The organism is Sphingobacterium yanglingense, from assembly GCF_004363245.1.
Lineage (GTDB): Bacteria > Bacteroidota > Bacteroidia > Sphingobacteriales > Sphingobacteriaceae > Sphingobacterium > Sphingobacterium yanglingense.
On sequence record NZ_SNYV01000016.1, the window covers coordinates 260,615 to 279,728 of the forward strand.

Annotated in this window: 20 protein-coding genes; 4 read left to right on the plus strand and 16 right to left on the minus strand. The window is 40.1% G+C overall.

The genetic code is table 11. The features are described from left to right. Nucleotides 1-103: 103 nt before the first annotated feature. The 16 genes from groL to mutY form a co-directional block, all read right to left on the minus strand. Entirely contained in the window at nt 104-1,741 is a 1,638-nt protein-coding gene (gene groL, locus CLV99_RS17410; protein ID WP_133585784.1) for a chaperonin GroEL, read from the minus strand. A 103-nt stretch (nt 1,742-1,844) separates the two neighbouring features. Further along, nucleotides 1,845-2,120, minus strand: coding sequence for a co-chaperone GroES (locus CLV99_RS17415; protein ID WP_021071123.1), 276 nt, complete (start codon nt 2,118-2,120; stop codon nt 1,845-1,847). A gap of 215 nt (nt 2,121-2,335) precedes the next feature. Then, complete coding sequence (gene secG, locus CLV99_RS17420) at nt 2,336-2,683, minus strand: preprotein translocase subunit SecG (RefSeq protein ID WP_133585785.1); 348 nt, start codon at nt 2,681-2,683, stop codon at nt 2,336-2,338. Between the two features lie 17 nt (nt 2,684-2,700). Further along, nucleotides 2,701-3,777 (minus strand): hypothetical protein, encoded by a 1,077-nt coding sequence (locus CLV99_RS17425; RefSeq protein WP_246032789.1) that lies wholly within the window; start codon nt 3,775-3,777, stop codon nt 2,701-2,703. 39 nt (nt 3,778-3,816) lie between these two features. After that, on the minus strand, nt 3,817-4,347 hold the full coding sequence (locus CLV99_RS17430) for an LptE family protein (protein WP_133585787.1): 531 nt from the start codon (nt 4,345-4,347) through the stop codon (nt 3,817-3,819). A gap of 6 nt (nt 4,348-4,353) precedes the next feature. Then, nucleotides 4,354-5,622, minus strand: coding sequence for a sigma 54-interacting transcriptional regulator (locus tag CLV99_RS17435; RefSeq protein ID WP_133585788.1), 1,269 nt, complete (start codon nt 5,620-5,622; stop codon nt 4,354-4,356). 39 nt (nt 5,623-5,661) lie between these two features. Continuing rightward, nucleotides 5,662-7,095: a tRNA (N6-isopentenyl adenosine(37)-C2)-methylthiotransferase MiaB gene (gene miaB / locus CLV99_RS17440; protein WP_133585789.1), complete on the minus strand. Its 1,434-nt coding sequence runs from the start codon at nt 7,093-7,095 to the stop codon at nt 5,662-5,664. Nucleotides 7,096-7,338: 243 nt separating this feature from the next. Next, on the minus strand, nt 7,339-8,022 hold the full coding sequence (locus CLV99_RS17445; protein WP_246032790.1) for an OmpA family protein: 684 nt from the start codon (nt 8,020-8,022) through the stop codon (nt 7,339-7,341). A 109-nt stretch (nt 8,023-8,131) separates the two neighbouring features. After that, nucleotides 8,132-8,890, minus strand: a complete 759-nt coding sequence (locus CLV99_RS17450; protein ID WP_133585791.1) for a hypothetical protein — start codon at nt 8,888-8,890, stop codon at nt 8,132-8,134. A 60-nt stretch (nt 8,891-8,950) separates the two neighbouring features. Beyond that, nucleotides 8,951-9,355, minus strand: a complete 405-nt coding sequence (locus CLV99_RS17455; RefSeq protein ID WP_133585792.1) for a hypothetical protein — start codon at nt 9,353-9,355, stop codon at nt 8,951-8,953. 7 nt (nt 9,356-9,362) lie between these two features. After that, on the minus strand, nt 9,363-10,769 hold the full coding sequence (gene rlmD / locus CLV99_RS17460; RefSeq protein WP_133585793.1) for a 23S rRNA (uracil(1939)-C(5))-methyltransferase RlmD: 1,407 nt from the start codon (nt 10,767-10,769) through the stop codon (nt 9,363-9,365). Between the two features lie 94 nt (nt 10,770-10,863). Continuing rightward, the gene (locus CLV99_RS17465; protein ID WP_133585794.1) at nt 10,864-11,439 is read right to left on the minus strand and encodes a TetR/AcrR family transcriptional regulator; all 576 of its coding nucleotides are present in this window, start codon (nt 11,437-11,439) and stop codon (nt 10,864-10,866) included. 2 nt (nt 11,440-11,441) lie between these two features. Then, a complete protein-coding gene (locus CLV99_RS17470) occupies nt 11,442-11,849 on the minus strand; it encodes a hypothetical protein (RefSeq protein ID WP_133585795.1) in 408 nt (135 codons plus the stop codon). Then, nucleotides 11,849-12,886, minus strand: a complete 1,038-nt coding sequence (pheS, locus tag CLV99_RS17475; RefSeq protein WP_133585796.1) for a phenylalanine--tRNA ligase subunit alpha — start codon at nt 12,884-12,886, stop codon at nt 11,849-11,851. Before pheS ends, CLV99_RS17470 begins: the two co-directional genes overlap by 1 nt. Nucleotides 12,887-12,945: 59 nt before the next feature. Continuing rightward, a complete protein-coding gene (locus CLV99_RS17480; RefSeq protein ID WP_133585797.1) occupies nt 12,946-13,395 on the minus strand; it encodes a single-stranded DNA-binding protein in 450 nt (149 codons plus the stop codon). A 24-nt stretch (nt 13,396-13,419) separates the two neighbouring features. Then, nucleotides 13,420-14,463 (minus strand): A/G-specific adenine glycosylase, encoded by a 1,044-nt coding sequence (gene mutY, locus CLV99_RS17485; protein ID WP_133585798.1) that lies wholly within the window; start codon nt 14,461-14,463, stop codon nt 13,420-13,422. Nucleotides 14,464-14,595: 132 nt separating this feature from the next. On the opposite strand from mutY, the gene CLV99_RS23520 reads away from it, so the two are divergent. From CLV99_RS23520 to hemW, 4 genes are all read left to right on the plus strand, one after another. Then, complete coding sequence (locus tag CLV99_RS23520; RefSeq protein ID WP_133585799.1) at nt 14,596-15,444, plus strand: M23 family metallopeptidase; 849 nt, start codon at nt 14,596-14,598, stop codon at nt 15,442-15,444. Nucleotides 15,445-15,554: 110 nt separating this feature from the next. Then, nucleotides 15,555-15,941 carry a hypothetical protein gene (locus CLV99_RS17495; protein ID WP_133585800.1) on the plus strand — a complete coding sequence of 129 codons (387 nt, stop codon included), beginning with the start codon at nt 15,555-15,557 and terminating at the stop codon, nt 15,939-15,941. 68 nt (nt 15,942-16,009) lie between these two features. After that, on the plus strand, nt 16,010-17,878 hold the full coding sequence (locus CLV99_RS17500; protein WP_133585801.1) for a M1 family metallopeptidase: 1,869 nt from the start codon (nt 16,010-16,012) through the stop codon (nt 17,876-17,878). Next, a complete protein-coding gene (gene hemW, locus CLV99_RS17505) occupies nt 17,879-19,009 on the plus strand; it encodes a radical SAM family heme chaperone HemW (RefSeq protein ID WP_133585802.1) in 1,131 nt (376 codons plus the stop codon). Nucleotides 19,010-19,114 lie beyond the last annotated feature (105 nt).

Here is a 19,114-nt window from a genome sequence, read left to right on the forward strand (position 1 = left end):
TCTTCGACATAGATATGTGCTAAATTAACAGTATTAGCATAAAAAAAATCCCTGACTATTCTCAAGTCAGGGATTTTTTTATTTATATGATAAGAACAATTTACTACATCATTCCGCCCATTCCTCCACCCATCGGAGGTACGCCTGCGCCTGCGCCAGCTTCTTCAGGCTCATCTGCCAATACACACTCCGTTGTCAACAACATAGAAGCGATTGAAGCAGCGTTTTCTAAAGCTACACGAGATACCTTTGTAGGATCGATAACACCAGCACCGATTAAGTTCTCAAACTTATCTGTACGGGCATTATATCCGAAATCAGCAGTTCCTTCTTTCACTTTTTGCACGATTACAGCACCCTCAACACCTGCATTAAAACAGATTTGACGCAACGGCTCTTCGATAGCTCTTTTGATAATATCGATACCAATTTGCTCATCTTCGTTATCACCCTTCAGATTAGAAAGAGATTCTACTGCACGAATAAAAGCAACACCACCACCAGCGACGATACCTTCTTCAACAGCAGCACGAGTAGCATGTAATGCATCATCTACTCTGTCTTTCTTCTCTTTCATCTCTACTTCTGTAGTCGCACCAACGTATAAAACAGCGACACCACCTGACAATTTAGCTAAACGCTCTTGCAATTTCTCACGGTCATAGTCAGATGTAGTAGTTTCAATCTGTGAACGAATCTGAGCTACACGAGCCTTGATATCATCAACATTTCCAGAACCATTGATCACAGTAGTATTATCTTTATCGACAACAACTTTTTCAGCCTGACCTAGGTAAGACAATTCTGCATTTTCTAACTTATAACCTCTCTCTTCAGAGATAACAGTACCACCAGTCAAGATAGCGATATCTTCTAACATCGCTTTACGACGATCACCGAATCCTGGAGCTTTAACAGCAGCAACTTTCAAAGAACCACGAATTTTGTTCACTACTAAAGTAGCCAACGCCTCACCATCTAGATCCTCTGCAATAATCAACAATGGTTTACCCGTTTGAACTTGTTTTTCTAAAACTGGTAATAACTCCTTCATATTACTAATTTTCTTATCGTAAATTAGAATATAAGGGTTTTCTAATTCAGCCTCCATTTTGTCCGAATTAGTTACAAAGTAAGGAGATAAGTAACCACGGTCAAACTGCATACCTTCTACAGTTTTAACCTCAGTTTCTGTACCTTTGGCCTCCTCAACAGTAATAACACCGTCATTACCAACTTTTTCCATTGCCTCAGCAATCAAAGATCCGATAACCTCGTCATTGTTTGCTGATATAGAAGCAACTTGTTTGATTTTATTATTGTCAGCACCTACAGTTTGAGACTGCGATTTTAAGTTAGTAACTACAGCTGTAACAGCTTTATCGATACCTCTTTTCAAATCCATAGGGTTAGCACCAGCAGCTACAGATTTAATTCCTGGAGCAACGATAGCTTGTGCCAATACAGTAGCTGTCGTAGTACCATCACCAGCTTGATCAGCCGTTTTCGATGCAACTTCTTTAACCATTTGAGCACCCATATTTTCCAATGAATCTTTAAGCTCAATTTCTTTAGCTACAGACACACCATCTTTAGTGATTGCTGGAGAACCAAATTTTTTCTCAATAATCACGTTACGTCCTTTGGGACCTAACGTAACTTTCACTGCATTCGCTAGTGTATCAACTCCTTTTTTAAGGGCTTCACGCGCCTCGACGTTATATTTAACTTGTTTTGCCATTTTGTTAGTATTAAGTAGTTAGTATTGAGTATCTAGACAATAGATGTTGTAGAATACTTCTCCGATAACTCTTATTTTGATTTTTTTAATTTTGACCTTTTTATTAAAGTACTGCGTAAATATCAGCCTCACGCATAATCAAATACTCTTTACCTTCGTAAGTAATTTCAGTACCTGCATATTTGCCATACAATACTTTATCACCAACTTTAACAGTAAGTGGTTCTTCAGGTTTACCCGCACCAACTGCCACGATAGTACCTTGCGATGGTTTTTCTTTAGCCGTATCTGGAATATAGATACCTGATGCTGTCTTCTCTTCTGCTGGAGCAGCTTCTACAACCACTCTGTCTCCAATAGGTTTAATACTTAATGCCATAATTATACTATTATACGTTTATTTTTAATTTTTTCTTTTATACAATATCACCATCACCAACTGTGCCAAAGGAAACATCCCTCAAAAGATTGCCATTTTTTCCTTTTCAACCAAAGAATTGACAGTCTTTATCAGGCAGAGCTGTGTCATCATGACAGTCGAGCAAAAAAAAAGCCTTACAGAAGTACTGTAAGGCTTACTATTTTTCTTATCCTCTATTTCGCTGAATCAGGTTTAGCAGGCGCTCCTTGTTGAGCTGGAGCTGGAGCATTCAAATTCAAAGAAGGTGCTTGCGCAGGAGCTTCGATTTGATTAGAAAGACCTCCAGTGTTAGAACCTGAACTAGGTCCCAAAATATTAATAGCTAAACTAAATACCATAAGCGCTATTACTAGGGTCCATGTACCTTTTTCTAAAAAGTCACCTGTACGTTGAACTCCCATTAAGTTACTTCCACCAGCAAATCCTGATGATAAACCTCCACCTTTTGGATTCTGTATCAGCACGAAAAATGCTAAAATCACACTCACCAAAATAATCAGGATAATGAATAATGTTGTCATTTCTTAGTTAATATTATTTATAAGTTTTTTTCTAACTCTTGAATTTGGGTCGCAAAATACGATTTTTTTTCTGGATATTTCAAAATTAATTTTTTGAAAACCTCAATGGCCTTAAGATAAAGTGCCTGATCAATATAAATATTTGCTAATGTCTCTGTAACAAGAGAATAATTATCTTCCGCACTTTGACGCGCCATATTTTCATTATGAAGATTTTGAGCCGAAGGTGCCTGTATGATAGGTTCTTCTTTTATAAACCGTTCGATTACCTGATCACTTTTCTTTGGCTCAACAGGTTTCAAAGGGCTATTCTTTACCGCATCACTAAGCTTACTCTCTGGGTCCTGAAAGTGGATTATATTCTCCTTGATCTGTTGATCTAGAATCGTTTCGTCTAATTTCGATAGATCAAAATGCCCTTTCTCTGGCTTCGGCAGATGTGGAGCAATAAATGGCTGGTATATATCTGCATGCTCTAGTCTCGTCTTGTGCAACCACCACCGGAAACTATAAGGCATCAAATCATCATTATATAGACTTACATCCTCTGGGTCATCATTAGAAGAAGACAATAAACCTTCTTCCATAATATCCTCTTCTACTTGTTTTTCCTTCTCTTCAAAGACAAAGTAGTCTCCAAGGACAGCACCCCCTTGAAACAACTTCTCTAGTTCAACCTCCTCTTTGCTCGCTTCAGCAACCTCTTCTTTATCTGGATCAGTCTTCTCATCCTCCACTTCAAGCTTCAGGCCCTCTGCCATTGCAACTTGTTCCTCTTCTGCATGTACTGTGTCCTCTTGAGATACAAAATCTTCATCTGGCTTATCGTACAATTCAAAAGGAATATACTCCTCCTTTTCAGGAACGACTTCTTCGACCTTCACGACAGGTGCATTCACAAAGTTCCAAAGCCAATTCGCATTAGGAGCATACAATAGAGCAAGCTCACGGCTAGGAGAAACTTCATTGATAAGTTTCTTCCTACGTTCATAAGCAAATATCAACGGTTGAGAATAAGGAAAGCGCACGATCAACCCCAACAAGTCCTCTTCTGTCAATCTAGATGGATCAACAAGAGCTTGTCGGTATAGCATATGTTCTGAATTATTTAAATCTGTCATATTCGAATTATACTACCAGTTAGCAAACGCTTTATTATAAATATCCTCGGTCAAAGCTTTAATGATTTCTTCATTCAACCGTGCCTCATAGCTAGTAACATCTGAACCCGGAAATTCTTTAAACTGAGAAAAGCTTTCTTCAAAATTACTCTCGCCTGTTTGATCTAAACGATTCGTATATTTTACCTTCACAGTAATGGTCAACCTACTATTCTCCGCTCTTTCGAGTCCACCGGCAGCAACCGATGCAGGAGTGATCGTATAATTGGTAATCGTTCCCTCAAAAATAGCATCTCCATCTGCATTAACCTGACTCAGACTAGACTGCGTTCGGATACGCTCCTTTAATCCCTCGGTAAAGTTCTGGCTAAGTGTCGTATATACCATAGGAGCGATATTCTCAAAATACAAAACAGAATACGTTTTCATATCCTTTGGAATAGAGCCTCCAGTAAAACCATACTTGACACCACAACTTTGAGCCATAAAAAGTGCCACTAATAGCACCCCAACTACTCTCAAACGAGCTGTTAATCCCCACATAAGTATCTAGTCTAAATTTAAGTCCTTAATTTTTCTATACAATGTACGTTCCGAAATCCCAAGTTCCTGGGCTGCAGATTTACGCTTACCTTTATGCTTTTTCAAGGCTTTTTTGATCATATCCGACTCCTTATCGACAAGAGACAGTGACTCTTCTATCTCTTCCACATCCTGTGTATCATCAATGGAGACATAGTTATTACCTGAAGAACCTGTTGCCGGGTTATGTATTGTAAGTGTAGGTGTGCTACTCAGCTCCTCATTATAAAGCTGTGCCGGAGCTGGCTTAACCTCTTGATATAGTTGATTAATATATTGAGCGTTTTGATCATAAGAAGCCGCAGTATTACCGTTCTGAAGCAACTCTACAACCAGTTTTTTCAAGTCAACCATATCCTTTTTCATATCAAAAAGAACTTTATAAAGAATATCCCGTTCTGAAAAATCTTCTTTACCCTGCTCTTTTACAAATACCGGTAACGTACTTGAACTCTTTTCTACAGGGAGGTAGTTACTCAGAATCCGAGCATCTACGATTCTCTCCTTTTCTAGTACTGCGATCTGCTCCGCAATATTTTTTAGCTGCCGCACATTCCCTGGCCAACTATAATTCGCTAATAACTCCTGAGCATCTGGTGTCAACTGCACACCTGGAGACCTATACTTGTCTGAAAAATCAACCACAAATTTTCGGAACAGTAGAAATATATCTTCCTTTCTCTCCCGTAAAGAGGGGATACGTAATGGAACCGTATTCAACCTGTAATACAAATCCTCTCTAAACTTACCTTTCTTTACAGCTTCATATACATCCACATTTGTCGCTGCCACCACACGGACATTGGTCTTCTGCACTTTTGAAGAACCGACCCGTATATATTCACCCGACTCTAGGACCCGTAATAAACGAGCCTGAGTATTTAAAGGCAACTCTCCGACTTCATCCAAAAAAATGGTCCCACCATCTACAACTTCAAAATAACCTTTACGTGCTTCATGTGCACCTGTGAAAGATCCTTTCTCATGCCCAAACAATTCGGAGTCAATAGTTCCCTCGGGTATGGCCCCACAGTTTACCGCGATAAATGGCCCATGCTTACGCGCACTCAGCTGATGTATAATATGCGAAAAAACCTCTTTCCCTGCACCACTCTCACCTTGTATTAAAACAGATATATCGGTAGGAGCAACCTGCTTCGCAACATCTATAGCACGATTAAGCAAAGGAGAATTCCCTATAATACCAAACCTGTTTTTTATGTCCTGGATGTCCATTGTCCTTAGTCTTGAGTAATGAGATATTAATTTTTAGCTTTAATCGATTATCTTACCAATCAATGTCGCTGAAGTACAACTTTCGCCCAGCACCTGTACATAATCACCGACTTTGAATCGAGAATCTACAGGGAATACAACCATCGTATTTTGATCATTACGTCCGCAGTAATCCTGATCCGACCGCTTAGAGAATCCCTCAATCAGTACTTTATGTACTTTACCTACATACTGTTGTATACGCTCCAAACTATGCTCTTGTTGTTTATTGACTACTTCAGTCAAACGTCTCTTTTTGATATCTTCTGGTATATCGTCGGCGTAGCGTTTTGCAGCTAGCGTACCTGGACGTTCCGAATAGGCAAACATATAAGCAAAGTCATACTTCACAAAATCCATCATAGAGAGCGTCTCTTGGTGTTCCTCTTCAGTCTCTGTACAGAAACCTGTAATAACATCCGTAGAGATAGAACATTCAGGGATGATACGACGGATAGCATCTACTCGATCCATATACCATTCCCTATCGTACGTACGATTCATCAATTCCAACACTCTAGAATTGCCCGATTGTACCGGCAAATGAATATACTTACAGATATTTTCATATCGACCCATCGTATATAATACCTCATCAGTGATATCTTTTGGATGCGATGTAGAAAAACGTATCCGTAATTCAGGACTCACCTGAGCAACAAGTTCCAACAGGTTTGCGAAATTAACAGTCGGAAGAGCATCCTCGCCATCCTCAACTTTAGGTGTATATTTATAGGAGTCGACATTCTGTCCCAACAATGTAACCTCACGATATCCAGCATTGAACAGATCCTCTGCTTCTTTTACAATCGACTGTGTATCCCTGCTTCTCTCCCGTCCTCTGGTAAAAGGCACCACACAGAATGAACACATGTTATCACAGCCACGCATAATAGAAATAAATGCAGAAACGCCATTAGAATTTAAGCGAACAGGACTGATATCGGCATAAGTCTCTTCTCGTGATAACAATACATTCACAGCCTTATTACCATCATCTACCTTTTCGATCAAATTAGGCAGATCACGATAAGCATCTGGCCCAACAACTACGTCCACTAATTTTTCTTCCTCAAGAAATTTAGCTTTCAAACGCTCCGCCATACAGCCCAATACACCGACAACCATCCCTGGATTCTTCGCTTTAGCGGATTCAAATTCCTTCAAACGGTTGCGAACACGTTGCTCTGCATTTTCCCGAATAGAACAGGTATTAATAAATACTACATCGGCTTCTTTATAATCCTTGGTTGTTTCAAACCCCTTATCAATCAATATAGACGCAACAATCTCACTGTCCGAGAAGTTCATCTGACAACCGTAGCTCTCAATATAAAGCTTTCTCCCATCAGCTTTCCCTGTTGGGGCTAACTCCAAAGCCTCTCCTTGACGGTCTTCGTCGTGCGTTTTTGTTGTATGTGTTAATTCTAACATAGCTTATTGTAAAAGACTACAAAGTTAAAAATAAAATACCATTATTTATGACAGTTTGGCAGAGCTTACCAAATTTTAACAAATAATTATCAAGCTCCTATTTACCCACTTTCTGAAAAAGGTTACTACACCATCACTAATTAAAGTAACGCACTATCGATTGAGAGTGTAGCAACAGTATAAATCAAAAAAGGCTCTCCAAAACAGGAGAGCCTCTCTATATATCTCTACAGGACGAGATCATCACTGACCTACTTGCTTTCTTGCCTCGTCTTGCATTTTCTTGCTAGCAGTAATTACAATTTCTACACGGCGATTTTGCGCACGCCCTGCTTCTGTATCGTTAGAAGCAATGGGCTCAGAGTAATTCTTCCCTTCAGTAGCTATACGTCCAGCAGACAACCCCTGTGAAACAGCATAATCCCTCACAGATTTTGCGCGATCACTAGACACCTTATCATTTGCCGCCAAAGTACCCACATTATCCGTATGCCCAATCACTAAAATATCTGTGTTAGGCTCCTTATTTAGGGTCTCAACCAATTTAGCTATATTTGTTTTAGCCTCACTTTTTAGTGTAGACTTATTAAAGTCGAATAAAATTCCTGAATCAAATTTTACTAAAATCGCCTCATCTACTTTTTCGACTTCGGCACCAGCAATTGTATTCTCGATCTCTCTAGCCTGCTTATCCATTTTATTACCGATCAACGTTCCTGCTGCACCACCGATTACAGCCCCAGCGATAGCACCGATAGCCGTATTACCCGCCTTACCACCGATCAATGCGCCAAGACCAGCACCAGCTGTTGTACCAATAGCCCCGCCTTTAGTCGCATTATTCGCATTTTGAATAGTCGAACAGCTTCCTAACAACAATGCAGATGTAGCCAATGAAAGACCGTATACTGCTAATTTCTTATTCATTTTCATAACTTTACAAATAATGTTTTCTATATAACCCTATTTACTAAACAAAGCAAATGCCAAAAGTAAAGGATAAAATATAAACCAATGACGCTAGTGTTTGTTTTATTTAATTTTGTGGAGGAATCTCTAATTTTGGCAGCCTCACTGGAGCGGGACGACCTTGCGCATCCCATGTCTTAAAGGAACTAGCTATATAATTTAATAAATCATACTGCCCCCAGTGCTTTGAAAGCTCATAGGAAGGGCGATATATTTCCATAAAATTTTGAAGCTGCTCTCCCTCCAAACCGGTATGCTCTGCAACAGCAGCTTTTGTAAACAACCGATCAACAGCGATTTCATTAACCTCACGATCCATATATTTCTCAAACCGCTTCATATTTTTTGCTTCTCTTCCAAAAAGATTATACAATGCCGTAGCAGGACTACTCAAATAAGTCCCGACCTTATTCTTACCACCATTATAAATACCTTTTTTCTCATAGTCTCGTAGAATATCCTCCATTTCCTGCTGCCTGGTCTTGCGGGCTACGACGACAGTTTCAATCTGCATACCTGGTTGCATTTCCAACACCAGATCATCCAAGGTATAGATTACAGTCTTCAAAGAACCGTAGCCCACTTTGGTAATAGAAAGGCTGTCTCCGATCATTGCATCTATGTAAAAAACACCAAAATTATTAGAAGTAACCTTCCGATTCGTTTTAAGGTTGATTACATTCACGTCTGCCAAACGAATTCCAGTGCTCTTTTCCAGGACCAATCCAGATACTTTTGGCAACTCTGTCATCTGCGCCATTCCGTCTTTCATTGAAAAGAACAAGACAGGGAATAAGATTGCTATTTTTATAAAAAAATTAATCATTGTGATACGAATGTAAACAAATATTGGACTGCAGAATGTTAAAAAGTATTAAACAGTTTCTTACTTAAACGGGTAGAACACAAAATTTGCTCCCTCGGGAACAACCACAAATAAGCACATAAACTCTTCTGCTTTTTTAAAGTTTTTTTCAAAATAAGCCTTTCTATCCGACTGAATAACACCTTTGTCCACAAACTCTTCTAAGGAACTAGCATTGATAGTCCAGTTTGTATTCAGCTCACTCCTATCCAATATGACTTCACCAATAGTTACATCATGCTGGTGCGCAACAAAAATCGGATATAGCGTATAGCCCTCAGCAATCATTTCACTTGAAATTTCCTTTATAGATTCACTGTAAAAGTCCAGGTCAATCTTCAAGCTTGACAAAGGACTGGGTTTTGTAGCCTCTTGTCCATCGCCCGTAGCAGCGGATTGATTATTTAAAAGATCTCTTAAATCCATTTCTGTACTATTTTAACACGAGTAAAACAACATTTTCAACATGCTGTGTCTGCGGAAACATATCCACAGGCTTAATCCGAACAACACGATACTTCTCATTTAGCATCTCCAAATCACGCGCCTGTGTAGCAGCATTACAGCTTACATACACAATCTTTTCGGCCGCCATTTCTAAGATACGCTTGACAACATCAGGGTGCATCCCTGCACGCGGAGGATCCGTAATCACAACATCAGGCTTGCCATGTTCAGTGATAAAGTCTGCCGTCAATACATCTTTCATATCCCCTGCAAAAAACTTCGTATTACCGATATTATTGATAGACGAATTAATCTTTGCATCTTCAATAGCGGACGGCACATACTCTACACCTACGACTTCCTTGGCATTACGAGCTACAAAATTGGCTATTGTTCCAGCGCCGGTATAGAGGTCATAAACAAGTTCCGTACCTTGCAAACCAGCAAACTCCCGGGTAATTTTATATAACTCATAAGCCTGTCTAGAGTTCGTCTGGTAAAAAGATTTTGGCCCTACCTTAAACTTCAAGCCCTCCATCTCTTCATAGATAAAATCTCTTCCACGGAAAACATGGATATCCTGGTCGAAGATCGTATCGTTCTTCTTCTGATTGATAATATACAGCAACGATACTATCTCTGGGAATTGTGAAGCTATATATTCCATCAATAGTTCCACCTGCCCTTCCTCAGGGTAAGCAAAAACAACGATAACCATAACTTCACCTGTAGAAGAAGTCCGGATAATCAAATTACGCAATGCACCTTCGTGCATACGCAGATCGTAAAACGAGATTTGATTTTCAACCGCAAATTTTCGAATAGAATTCCGTAATTTATTAGAAGGTTCTTCTTGTAAAAAACAATGCTCTACATCGAGGATTTTATCAAAACGTCCTGGCACATGAAAACCCAAAGCATCCATATTATTGGCCTCCGTAGCTTCATCTACATTCGTCAACCAGCGCTTATTGGAAAATGTATACTCTAACTTATTCCGATAGTATTGGGTCTGCTCAGAGCCTAGAATAGGCTCCATACTCGCTGTATCAACTTTACCGATACGGGAAAGTGCATTATCAACCGATTGTTGTTTAAACTTGAGCTGCGCATCATACTCCATATGTTGCCACTTACAGCCACCGCACACACCAAAGTGCGGACAGAATGGGTCTATCCGGTAGGGTGATGGAGAAATAATCTCCGTAACACGTCCTTCAGCAAAACTTTTTTTCTTACGTTGCAGCTCAACATTAACCACATCTCCCGGAATGGCTTTCTCGATAAATAATACTAAATCATCATGTCGCGCCACACCTTTTCCCTCTTCAGCAATATCAAAAATCTCGACATTGTTTAAGCTTCTTTTTTCTTGCGGTATTCTTCTTCCCATATGTCTGCAAAAATACATTTTTAACAGCATATTAACACCATCTTATAATGCTGAACCGCAGTTATGGAAATAGGTTAAATCGAATGGCTTGGCGCTAGGCCAGCGTAGCCTGAACCAAATAAGGTAAAATCTCTTTTTGGAAAGAGATAAAGTTCTTCTTCACATCGGCATCGGTCACCGCTGTAAAAGCGAACGAGAAGACAATATTCTTACTCGTCTTGATTAGAAAAGTCAACTTCTCTTCGGCAATTGTATTCCCAATAGTCTCATTTTGAATAAAAGAGCTCAATAGCAGAAATTCAAGATCATCCGACAGCGTCTTTAAATATTCTTGGGCATTAGTTGACTCACGTATAAACTCCCAGCCTACAAACTCATTACAAACAGTATAAGTGACCCTACTCACCCTCAAAATTGTATTAGCCAAAAAAGTTGGAAGATCCTTCTCTCGAACACCAGAGCTCAAAATATCCTGCACATTCTCACGTATATAATCCATAAGAACTTCGTGCAAAATAGATTCTTTAGAAGAAAAATATTTATAAAAGGTAACCTTAGATATATTGGACTGTTTGGCCAACTCGTTTACACTGGTTTTATTATAGCCATATTTACGAAACAAATCCCGTGCAGCTTTCTTAATAACAACTACCAGATCTTCTTGACTCATAATTAATTAGAAACAGTATAAGTGGTTCCAAACTTTCCTACTCGATAGGGTTTTAAGGGACATTCAGCAATAGCGAGGGGAGATCCGTCTTTTAGGAGCCATTTAGCCCCACTCACAGGGTCATGTGCAATAGAAGAACCATAGAGCTCAACACGATTCCGCTTCTCCGGATTGACAGGACTGCAGCGATCAAAGGCAACAAATCCATCCCCGGTATTGTATACAATCAATCCACAAACGCCGCCGTCAACATAATCAGCTCCCATAGCGGCAAACAACTTGGGATGTGAACCCTGTGAAAAGCTGGAATGCACCGTAGTATTAGGTATTACATTGCAACCACTACTCCCACAACTTCCGAGTAAAGTGCTAAGAAAAGCGAATGCAATGTAAATCCCAATATACTTCATTATATAATCTCCGTTTCAAACTGCGACAAGAATCGAGCATCATTCTCAGAGAAAAGACGTAAGTCTTTTATTTCGTATTTCAGGTTTGTGACGCGTTCTATACCCATTCCAAATGCAAACCCACTGTACTTCTTACTATCGATACCACAGTTCTCCAAAACGTTAGGATCTACCATGCCACAACCTAGAATCTCAACCCAGCCGGAGCCCTTACACAAGTTACAACCTGCACCTTTACATATTGTACAGGAGATATCCATCTCTGCAGATGGCTCCGTAAACGGGAAATAAGAAGGGCGGAAACGAACCTTTGTGCCCTCTCCATAAAGCTCTTGCACAAAATGAAAAAGTGTCTGCTTCAAATCAGCAAACGAGACATTCTCATCGACATACAAACCTTCAACCTGATGGAAAAAGCAATGTGCACGAGCAGAAATAGCTTCATTACGATATACACGACCTGGCATAATAGCACGGAAAGGAGGTTTCCCCATTTCCATCATACGCACTTGCACCGATGATGTATGTGTTCGCAGAGCGATATCATTACCATCTTGCTTTTTAATAAAAAAAGTGTCTTGCATATCGCGAGCAGGATGCTCTGGCGGGAAGTTTAAGGCCGAGAAGTTATGCCAATCATCTTCTATCTCTGGTCCTTCAGAGACGACAAAGCCCAGCTTCTTGAAAATCTCTACGATTTCCTTGCGCACCAAAGAAAGTGGATGTCGAGACCCCAGTTCCATACCCTCGCCCGGCAAGGTCAGATCACTTTCTTTCCTTTCCAAAGCACTAGTAGATTGTTGAAATTCAGCTTGGGCTTCTTGAAATTTATCCTCTGCCAACTGTTTGAATTCATTCAAGACTTTTCCCAACACCCGTTTCTCTTCGGATGAAACTGTCTTAAACTCTTCAAACAAACTTTTTACGATACCTTTAGAAACCAAAAACTTCAATCGGAACGCCTCAACATCAGCGATTGAAGTTGGAGCAAACTGCTCAATCTCTTCTGTATACTGCTTTATCTTATCTTGCAACATAAAGCCAAAGATACGGCAAAAAATAAAATTTCAAGAACCCCTTTTCTATTATTTACAGTTTAAAATGGCAGACCATCATCTTCCTCATTGTTCTCGGTGAAGTCAACCTGTTGCTCCTGTGCTTGAACAGCGGTTCCAGCAGTACCTCCCGTCTGAGGGTTTGTCCCACCTTCAAAATCAGAACGACGACCAAGAATATTAAAGCTCTCTGCGACAATCTCCGTAGTGTACCGACGCACGCCCTCTTTATCCTCATAGGTCCGAGTACGAAGTTTTCCCTCTATGTACACCAAACGACCTTTCGTCAGGTACTTGGCCGCCACATCAGCCAACCCTCTCCACATAACAATATTATGCCACTCCGTTTGCTCCACCTTCTTTCCGTCCCGATTGAAAGTTTCAGAAGTTGCAAGAGGAAAACTAGCAACGCTAATATTACCTTCTAAATAACGTAACTCAGGATCTTTCCCCAGATGACCCACTAAAATAACTTTGTTGACACTTGACATAATAATTTAGGATTTTGATTTGGTCTATAAATACTTATCAATAAAAGAAAAAACAAGTTTATGTTTAGCTAATTTATCCAAATTTTCTAACAAAAAGTAATGCCATGTATCTTTTTTTTCCAAAATATCTTTAGCATTGGGCAATCTAAAAAAACGAGCATATATATTTTGATGACTCAGTATATGTTTCGTCACTCCCCCAAAAGGTTCCACTACCGCATCCCCAAAAGTAGCACGATATTCCTCGGTATGAATCAAATCTTTCAATTCCAACTGATCTTTGGTCTCAATCAGAGGAAATTCGTACATATTCGCCCATACATCTTCGCTTCCTCGCTTTGACATCAAAATCATACCATCATCCTCAATCACAAAATAATTGAAATAACGATCTCGGGACTTCTTCGCTTTGAGTTTGACAGGAAGCGCACCTACAGTATCCTCTTCAAATGCAGCACATTCCCCTCGAAAGACACAATCCACACACAGGGGTGCCTTAGGCTTACATACCGTCGCCCCAAAGTCCATTATAGCATGATTATAGGTACCAGGATCGCTAGCGCTAATCAAGTCCTGAGCCAAACTCTGAAACAACTTTTTTCCCTCTCCTGTATTAATAGCCGTAGAAATACCGAAGACTCGGGACAGCACCCGAAACACATTCCCATCCAATACCGCTTTGCACTCGCCTACAGAAAAAGAAGATATCGCTGCGGCGGTATATTCTCCTATCCCTGGCAGGCTCAACAGACGTTCATAATCACTCGGAAACTGCCCCTGATAATCCTGCTCAACAATCTTGGCCGCCTTATGCATGTTTCTGGCTCGAGAATAATATCCCAACCCCTGCCATAACCTTAATACCTCATCCTCATCAGCGGTAGCGAACTCCGTTACAGACGGAAAATGCTCAGCAAAAGTATAAAAATAGGGAAGCCCCTGCTCCACTCTGGTCTGCTGGAGAATCACCTCAGATAACCAAATAATATAGGGATCTTGAGTCTTCCTCCAGGGTAAATCACGGCCCTCCAATCGGTACCACTCTATCAGTTTATTTGCGAATGACATAGCACAAAAGTGAGCATTTTTAACATAGTTTAACAATAACATGTTGAAAATCAATAACAACAAATTGATACTTAAGCACATAATATGTACTTTTGCATGCACCGTATGTAATACACAATAAAAGTTGAGAACATGTTAAAAAAGAAATCATCTGTATTGATTTGCATAGAGGGACATAAAGACAAAAACCTAGTTGTCCCCACAGTTATTGTAAAGAATTTAAAAAAAATAGCATTATCAGTTTCTGCACTCATCGTTACTTTGATCAGCTCCCTGATTTATATGGCCCATAAACAGGAGAAGGAGCTAAACTCACGATATGAAGCGACGTTGAATCAGGTAAACCAAAAGAACCGTCAGCTTACCCTAAAGAAAAATGAAACCGAAAGGGGAATAATAGAAGCAAAAAAATCATTTAACAAAATAGATTCTACGTTGGCCATCATTAATCAAAAGATGAAAAATCGCGGATTAAAAACCATCGCCTTACAAAATGCCGGGGGCCCGGTTGAACCTGACGAAGAAAACATCGACTTACTGAGTGAATATTACGAAGAAGCCTTAAAAGACCTTGACAACAAACTCTCCAATTTGCCCATAGGTATCCCACACGGAGGCAAAATAACATCAAAATTCGGTTACAGAGCCAATCCATTTACAAACAGAGGCCGTGAGATGCACTCCGGTGTCGATTTAAAAGGCAATACCGGAGACCCTATTAAAGCAACAGCATCAGGCAAAGTCACTTTCTCCGGATATGATGGGGAATATGGAAACGTGGTCAAAGTACAACATAAAAACGGTTACGAGACACGCTATGCACACCTTTCCAAAACAAAAGTAAAAAAAGGAGATAAGATAGATGCAGGTAAAACTGTAGGTTTATTGGGTAGCACTGGACGTAGCACAGGCCCCCATTTACATTACGAAATCCTGAAAGACGACAAAAAGATAAATCCTGAAAAATATTTCAGACTTTAAGTAACAAGCACTTTTCATACCTATCAACAGCTTCGATAGGTATGAAAGTTTTCTATCTTTGTTTGATGAATCAAACATTCCAAATAAATACCCTCCACAGGGGCAGATACATGCTCTGTTTTTTTGTGCTCCTTTTTGTTTTCGGAGGAATCAGTTCTTATATTCCACTTTCCGAAATCTACAAAATAATCATCGTACTTTTTACTATCCCAATCATCTTATATACCGCCGTAAAAGTAAGCCAACGTCCCTCTACCTGGACATTAAGCACAGAGAGTTTGACAATAGCTTTTGCACAAGAGACACACGTATACCCGATCGCGGATATTGATCACCTAAGGAGTCTGACACGCTCTGGAGGAAACCTCTATGTAATATATCTGCGCAAAAAAAGCCCTGCTAGATATTGGCGCAATAAACTCTTCCAGGCAGACGACGACACCCTGGCACTGCATGAAGCACTAATACAAAGTGATATCGAATATTTTAAGTTTTAATACAGTACCAAGACATTTTTCAACCCAGTCTTAGCCAAAATTCACTTCGGTTTTTGTATGTTTGACAGATGAAGTCAAAAGTTTTCTTACTAGCATTAATCGCTTTAATCAGTATACAATCAAGCTTTGCCCAACGCAAAGGTTATTGGCAACAAAAAGTCGACTACAAAATAAATGTAGATGTCGATGAGAAAAACTACCGGTACGACGGAACAATGTCCCTAAAATACACGAATAATTCGGGGCATAGCCTATCCAAAGTCTACTTCCACCTCTACTTCAATGCTTTCCAACCAGGAAGCATGATGGACTACAGGCTCTCTAACATCGCAGACCCAGACAGCAGAATGGCCACAAACCTAGGCACCAAAGAAAATCCAAAATGGGAAAGCCGTATCGCCAAACTGACACCAGATCAAATTGGCTATCAAAAGATTAAAACACTATTGATAGATGGTGTAGAAACTGTTTTCAAGACAGATGGCACACTATTAGAAGTCAGCCTCCCGCACGCTATCGAAGATGGTGCAACAGCAACCTTCGATTTGACCTGGACAGCACAGGTACCAGAACAAATCAGACGGACAGGACGCAACTCAAAAGAAGATGTTGCATTGTCTATGGCACAATGGTATCCAAAAATGGCACACTTTGATGAATTCGGATGGCACTTAGATGAATATGTAGCACGTGAATTTGTGGCTCCTTTTGGAAACTTTGACGTATCCATACATATCAATAAAAACTATATTGTAGGTGCATCGGGCGTTTTGCAAAATGCAAACGAAGTAAAAGGCTATCAACGCAAAGCAAAAGTAAAAACACAAGGCAATAAAGCTACTTGGCACTATAAAGCAGAAAATATCCATGATTTCGTATGGGCAGCCGACCCCAAATTTGTGGTAGATTCTACCGTGAATAAAAATGGAGTCACACTGTACACCGTGTATATACCTGTCGATGATGCCACCATAAAAAACTGGAAACAGGCACTTGGGCTAGCTGCTGATTTCTTCGATTTATGTAACCAAAAGTTCGGTGCCTACCCCTGGTCGACATACACCATTATACAAGGAGGCGACGGCGGAATGGAATATGGGACAGCAACTTTAGTGACTGGTGGCCGAAATATTAAAAGTCTAGTTGGTGTTATCTTTCATGAGGCTGCACACTCCTGGTACCAACACCTATTTGGCATCAACGAAACGGTCGATGAATGGTTTGATGAAGGTTTTACAAGCTATGTAGAGGAACTAGGTATGCAGCAACTTTTTTATAAAAAAGGAGCACTAGAAACAAACCCAATGATAGATGCTTACAGAGCCTATTACAAATTGGCACTATCTGGTAAGGAAGAGCCAATGAGCCTATTGGCCGACTACTACAATACAAATTACGGATATAGTAATCAAGCATATAACAAAGGGGCTGTTCTCGCAGAACAGCTAGGATACATTATCGGGAAGTCCAACTTAGAGAAAACATTTTTGAAATTCTATGATATTTGGAAATTTAAACACCCCACTCCTAACGACTTCAAACGGGTCGCTGAAGACGTCTCTGGAATCAATCTCAAATGGTATTTCAACCTATTCGTAAATACAACACGTCATATTGACTACGCTATCCAAGAGGTAACAGACAACAGTGTTACCTTACGCAACAAGTCGAATCTAGCTATGCCAATAGATGTATTGGTTGAGTATACAGATGGTTCTAAAGAATTATTCTATATCCCACTACGAGAGATGCGTGGAGAGAAACCGGCAGAGGACTTTGCTATCTACGAAAACACCAAAAGAACCATCCTAGAAGACTGGAACTGGACTGTACCGACATATAGCTTTCCTGTGGATAAAGTGCCTTCCAAAATATGGATTGACCCAACACAACGCTTGGCCGATATTGAAGCTAGTGACAATTACTCCGCACGTTAGATGATTTATTTCCACATCCCATTCTGCAAACAGGCTTGTCACTATTGTGATTTTCATTTTTCAACTTCGTTAAAATACAAAGAAGACGTGTTGCTAGCCCTATCCAAGGAACTAGCAACACGTACCGCATATCTAGAGGACAAAAAAGTACACTCCATTTATTTTGGAGGGGGTACGCCTTCAATCTTAGAACCATCAGAAATACAACACCTGATTGACCAAGTAGTCCATCATTTTGACATAGACCCTCAAGCAGAAATAACACTGGAAGCCAATCCAGATGACCTCACCCGGGAGAAAGTAAATGCTTTAAGACAAACCTCCATAAACCGATTTAGTATCGGGATACAGTCTTTCTTTCAAGAGGACCTAAGCTGGATGAATAGAGCTCACAACGCACAAGAAGCTGACGCATCTATAAAAAGAGTTCAGGATGCTGGTTTCGAAAACATAACATGTGACCTCATCTACGGTTACCCTTTGCTATCCAACGAAAAATGGATAGCAAACATGGATAAGCTAATAACCCTAAGCGTACCACATATCTCCTCGTATGCAATGACAGTCGAGCACAGGACCGCACTAGCACATCAAATTAAAACAGGACGCACAGCAGGCATTCTAGAGGACCAAGCCGAGTTACAGATGCGGATGCTTATGGAGACCCTCACATCCCACGGATACGAACATTATGAAATCTCGAATTTTGCAAAAAACCACAAATATGCCAAGCACAACACAAACTACTGGAGGGGCAAGCACTATCTAGGTATTGGCCCCTCGGCACATTCTTATAATGGGGTCTCCCGCAGCTGGAATGTTGCAAACAATGCAAAATACATCGCTGCACTACAAGAACGAACAGCATACCAAGAAATCGAAGAGCTCTCATTACAGGATCGCTACAACGAATATATCATGACCTCACTCCGAACGATGTGGGGAGTACAGGCAACGCAAATACAGAAACAATTTGGATCAGAGTTCCTTTCCCATTTCCTTCGTGAAATAGAACCGTTTATCTCGGAGCAAAAGATAACATTAGACTCCGATGGCGCTTACAAACTGACCTCTCAGGGGAAACTATTTGCAGATTTCATCGCATCGGAACTCTTTTTTATTGAAAATTAAACGAATGAGTACCTTATAGAATCTTGAACAAAATCGTTTTTATTGAATAATCAATAATAAAACAGCAACAACAATGTTAAATTAGAAAAAGAACACTATAAAGCG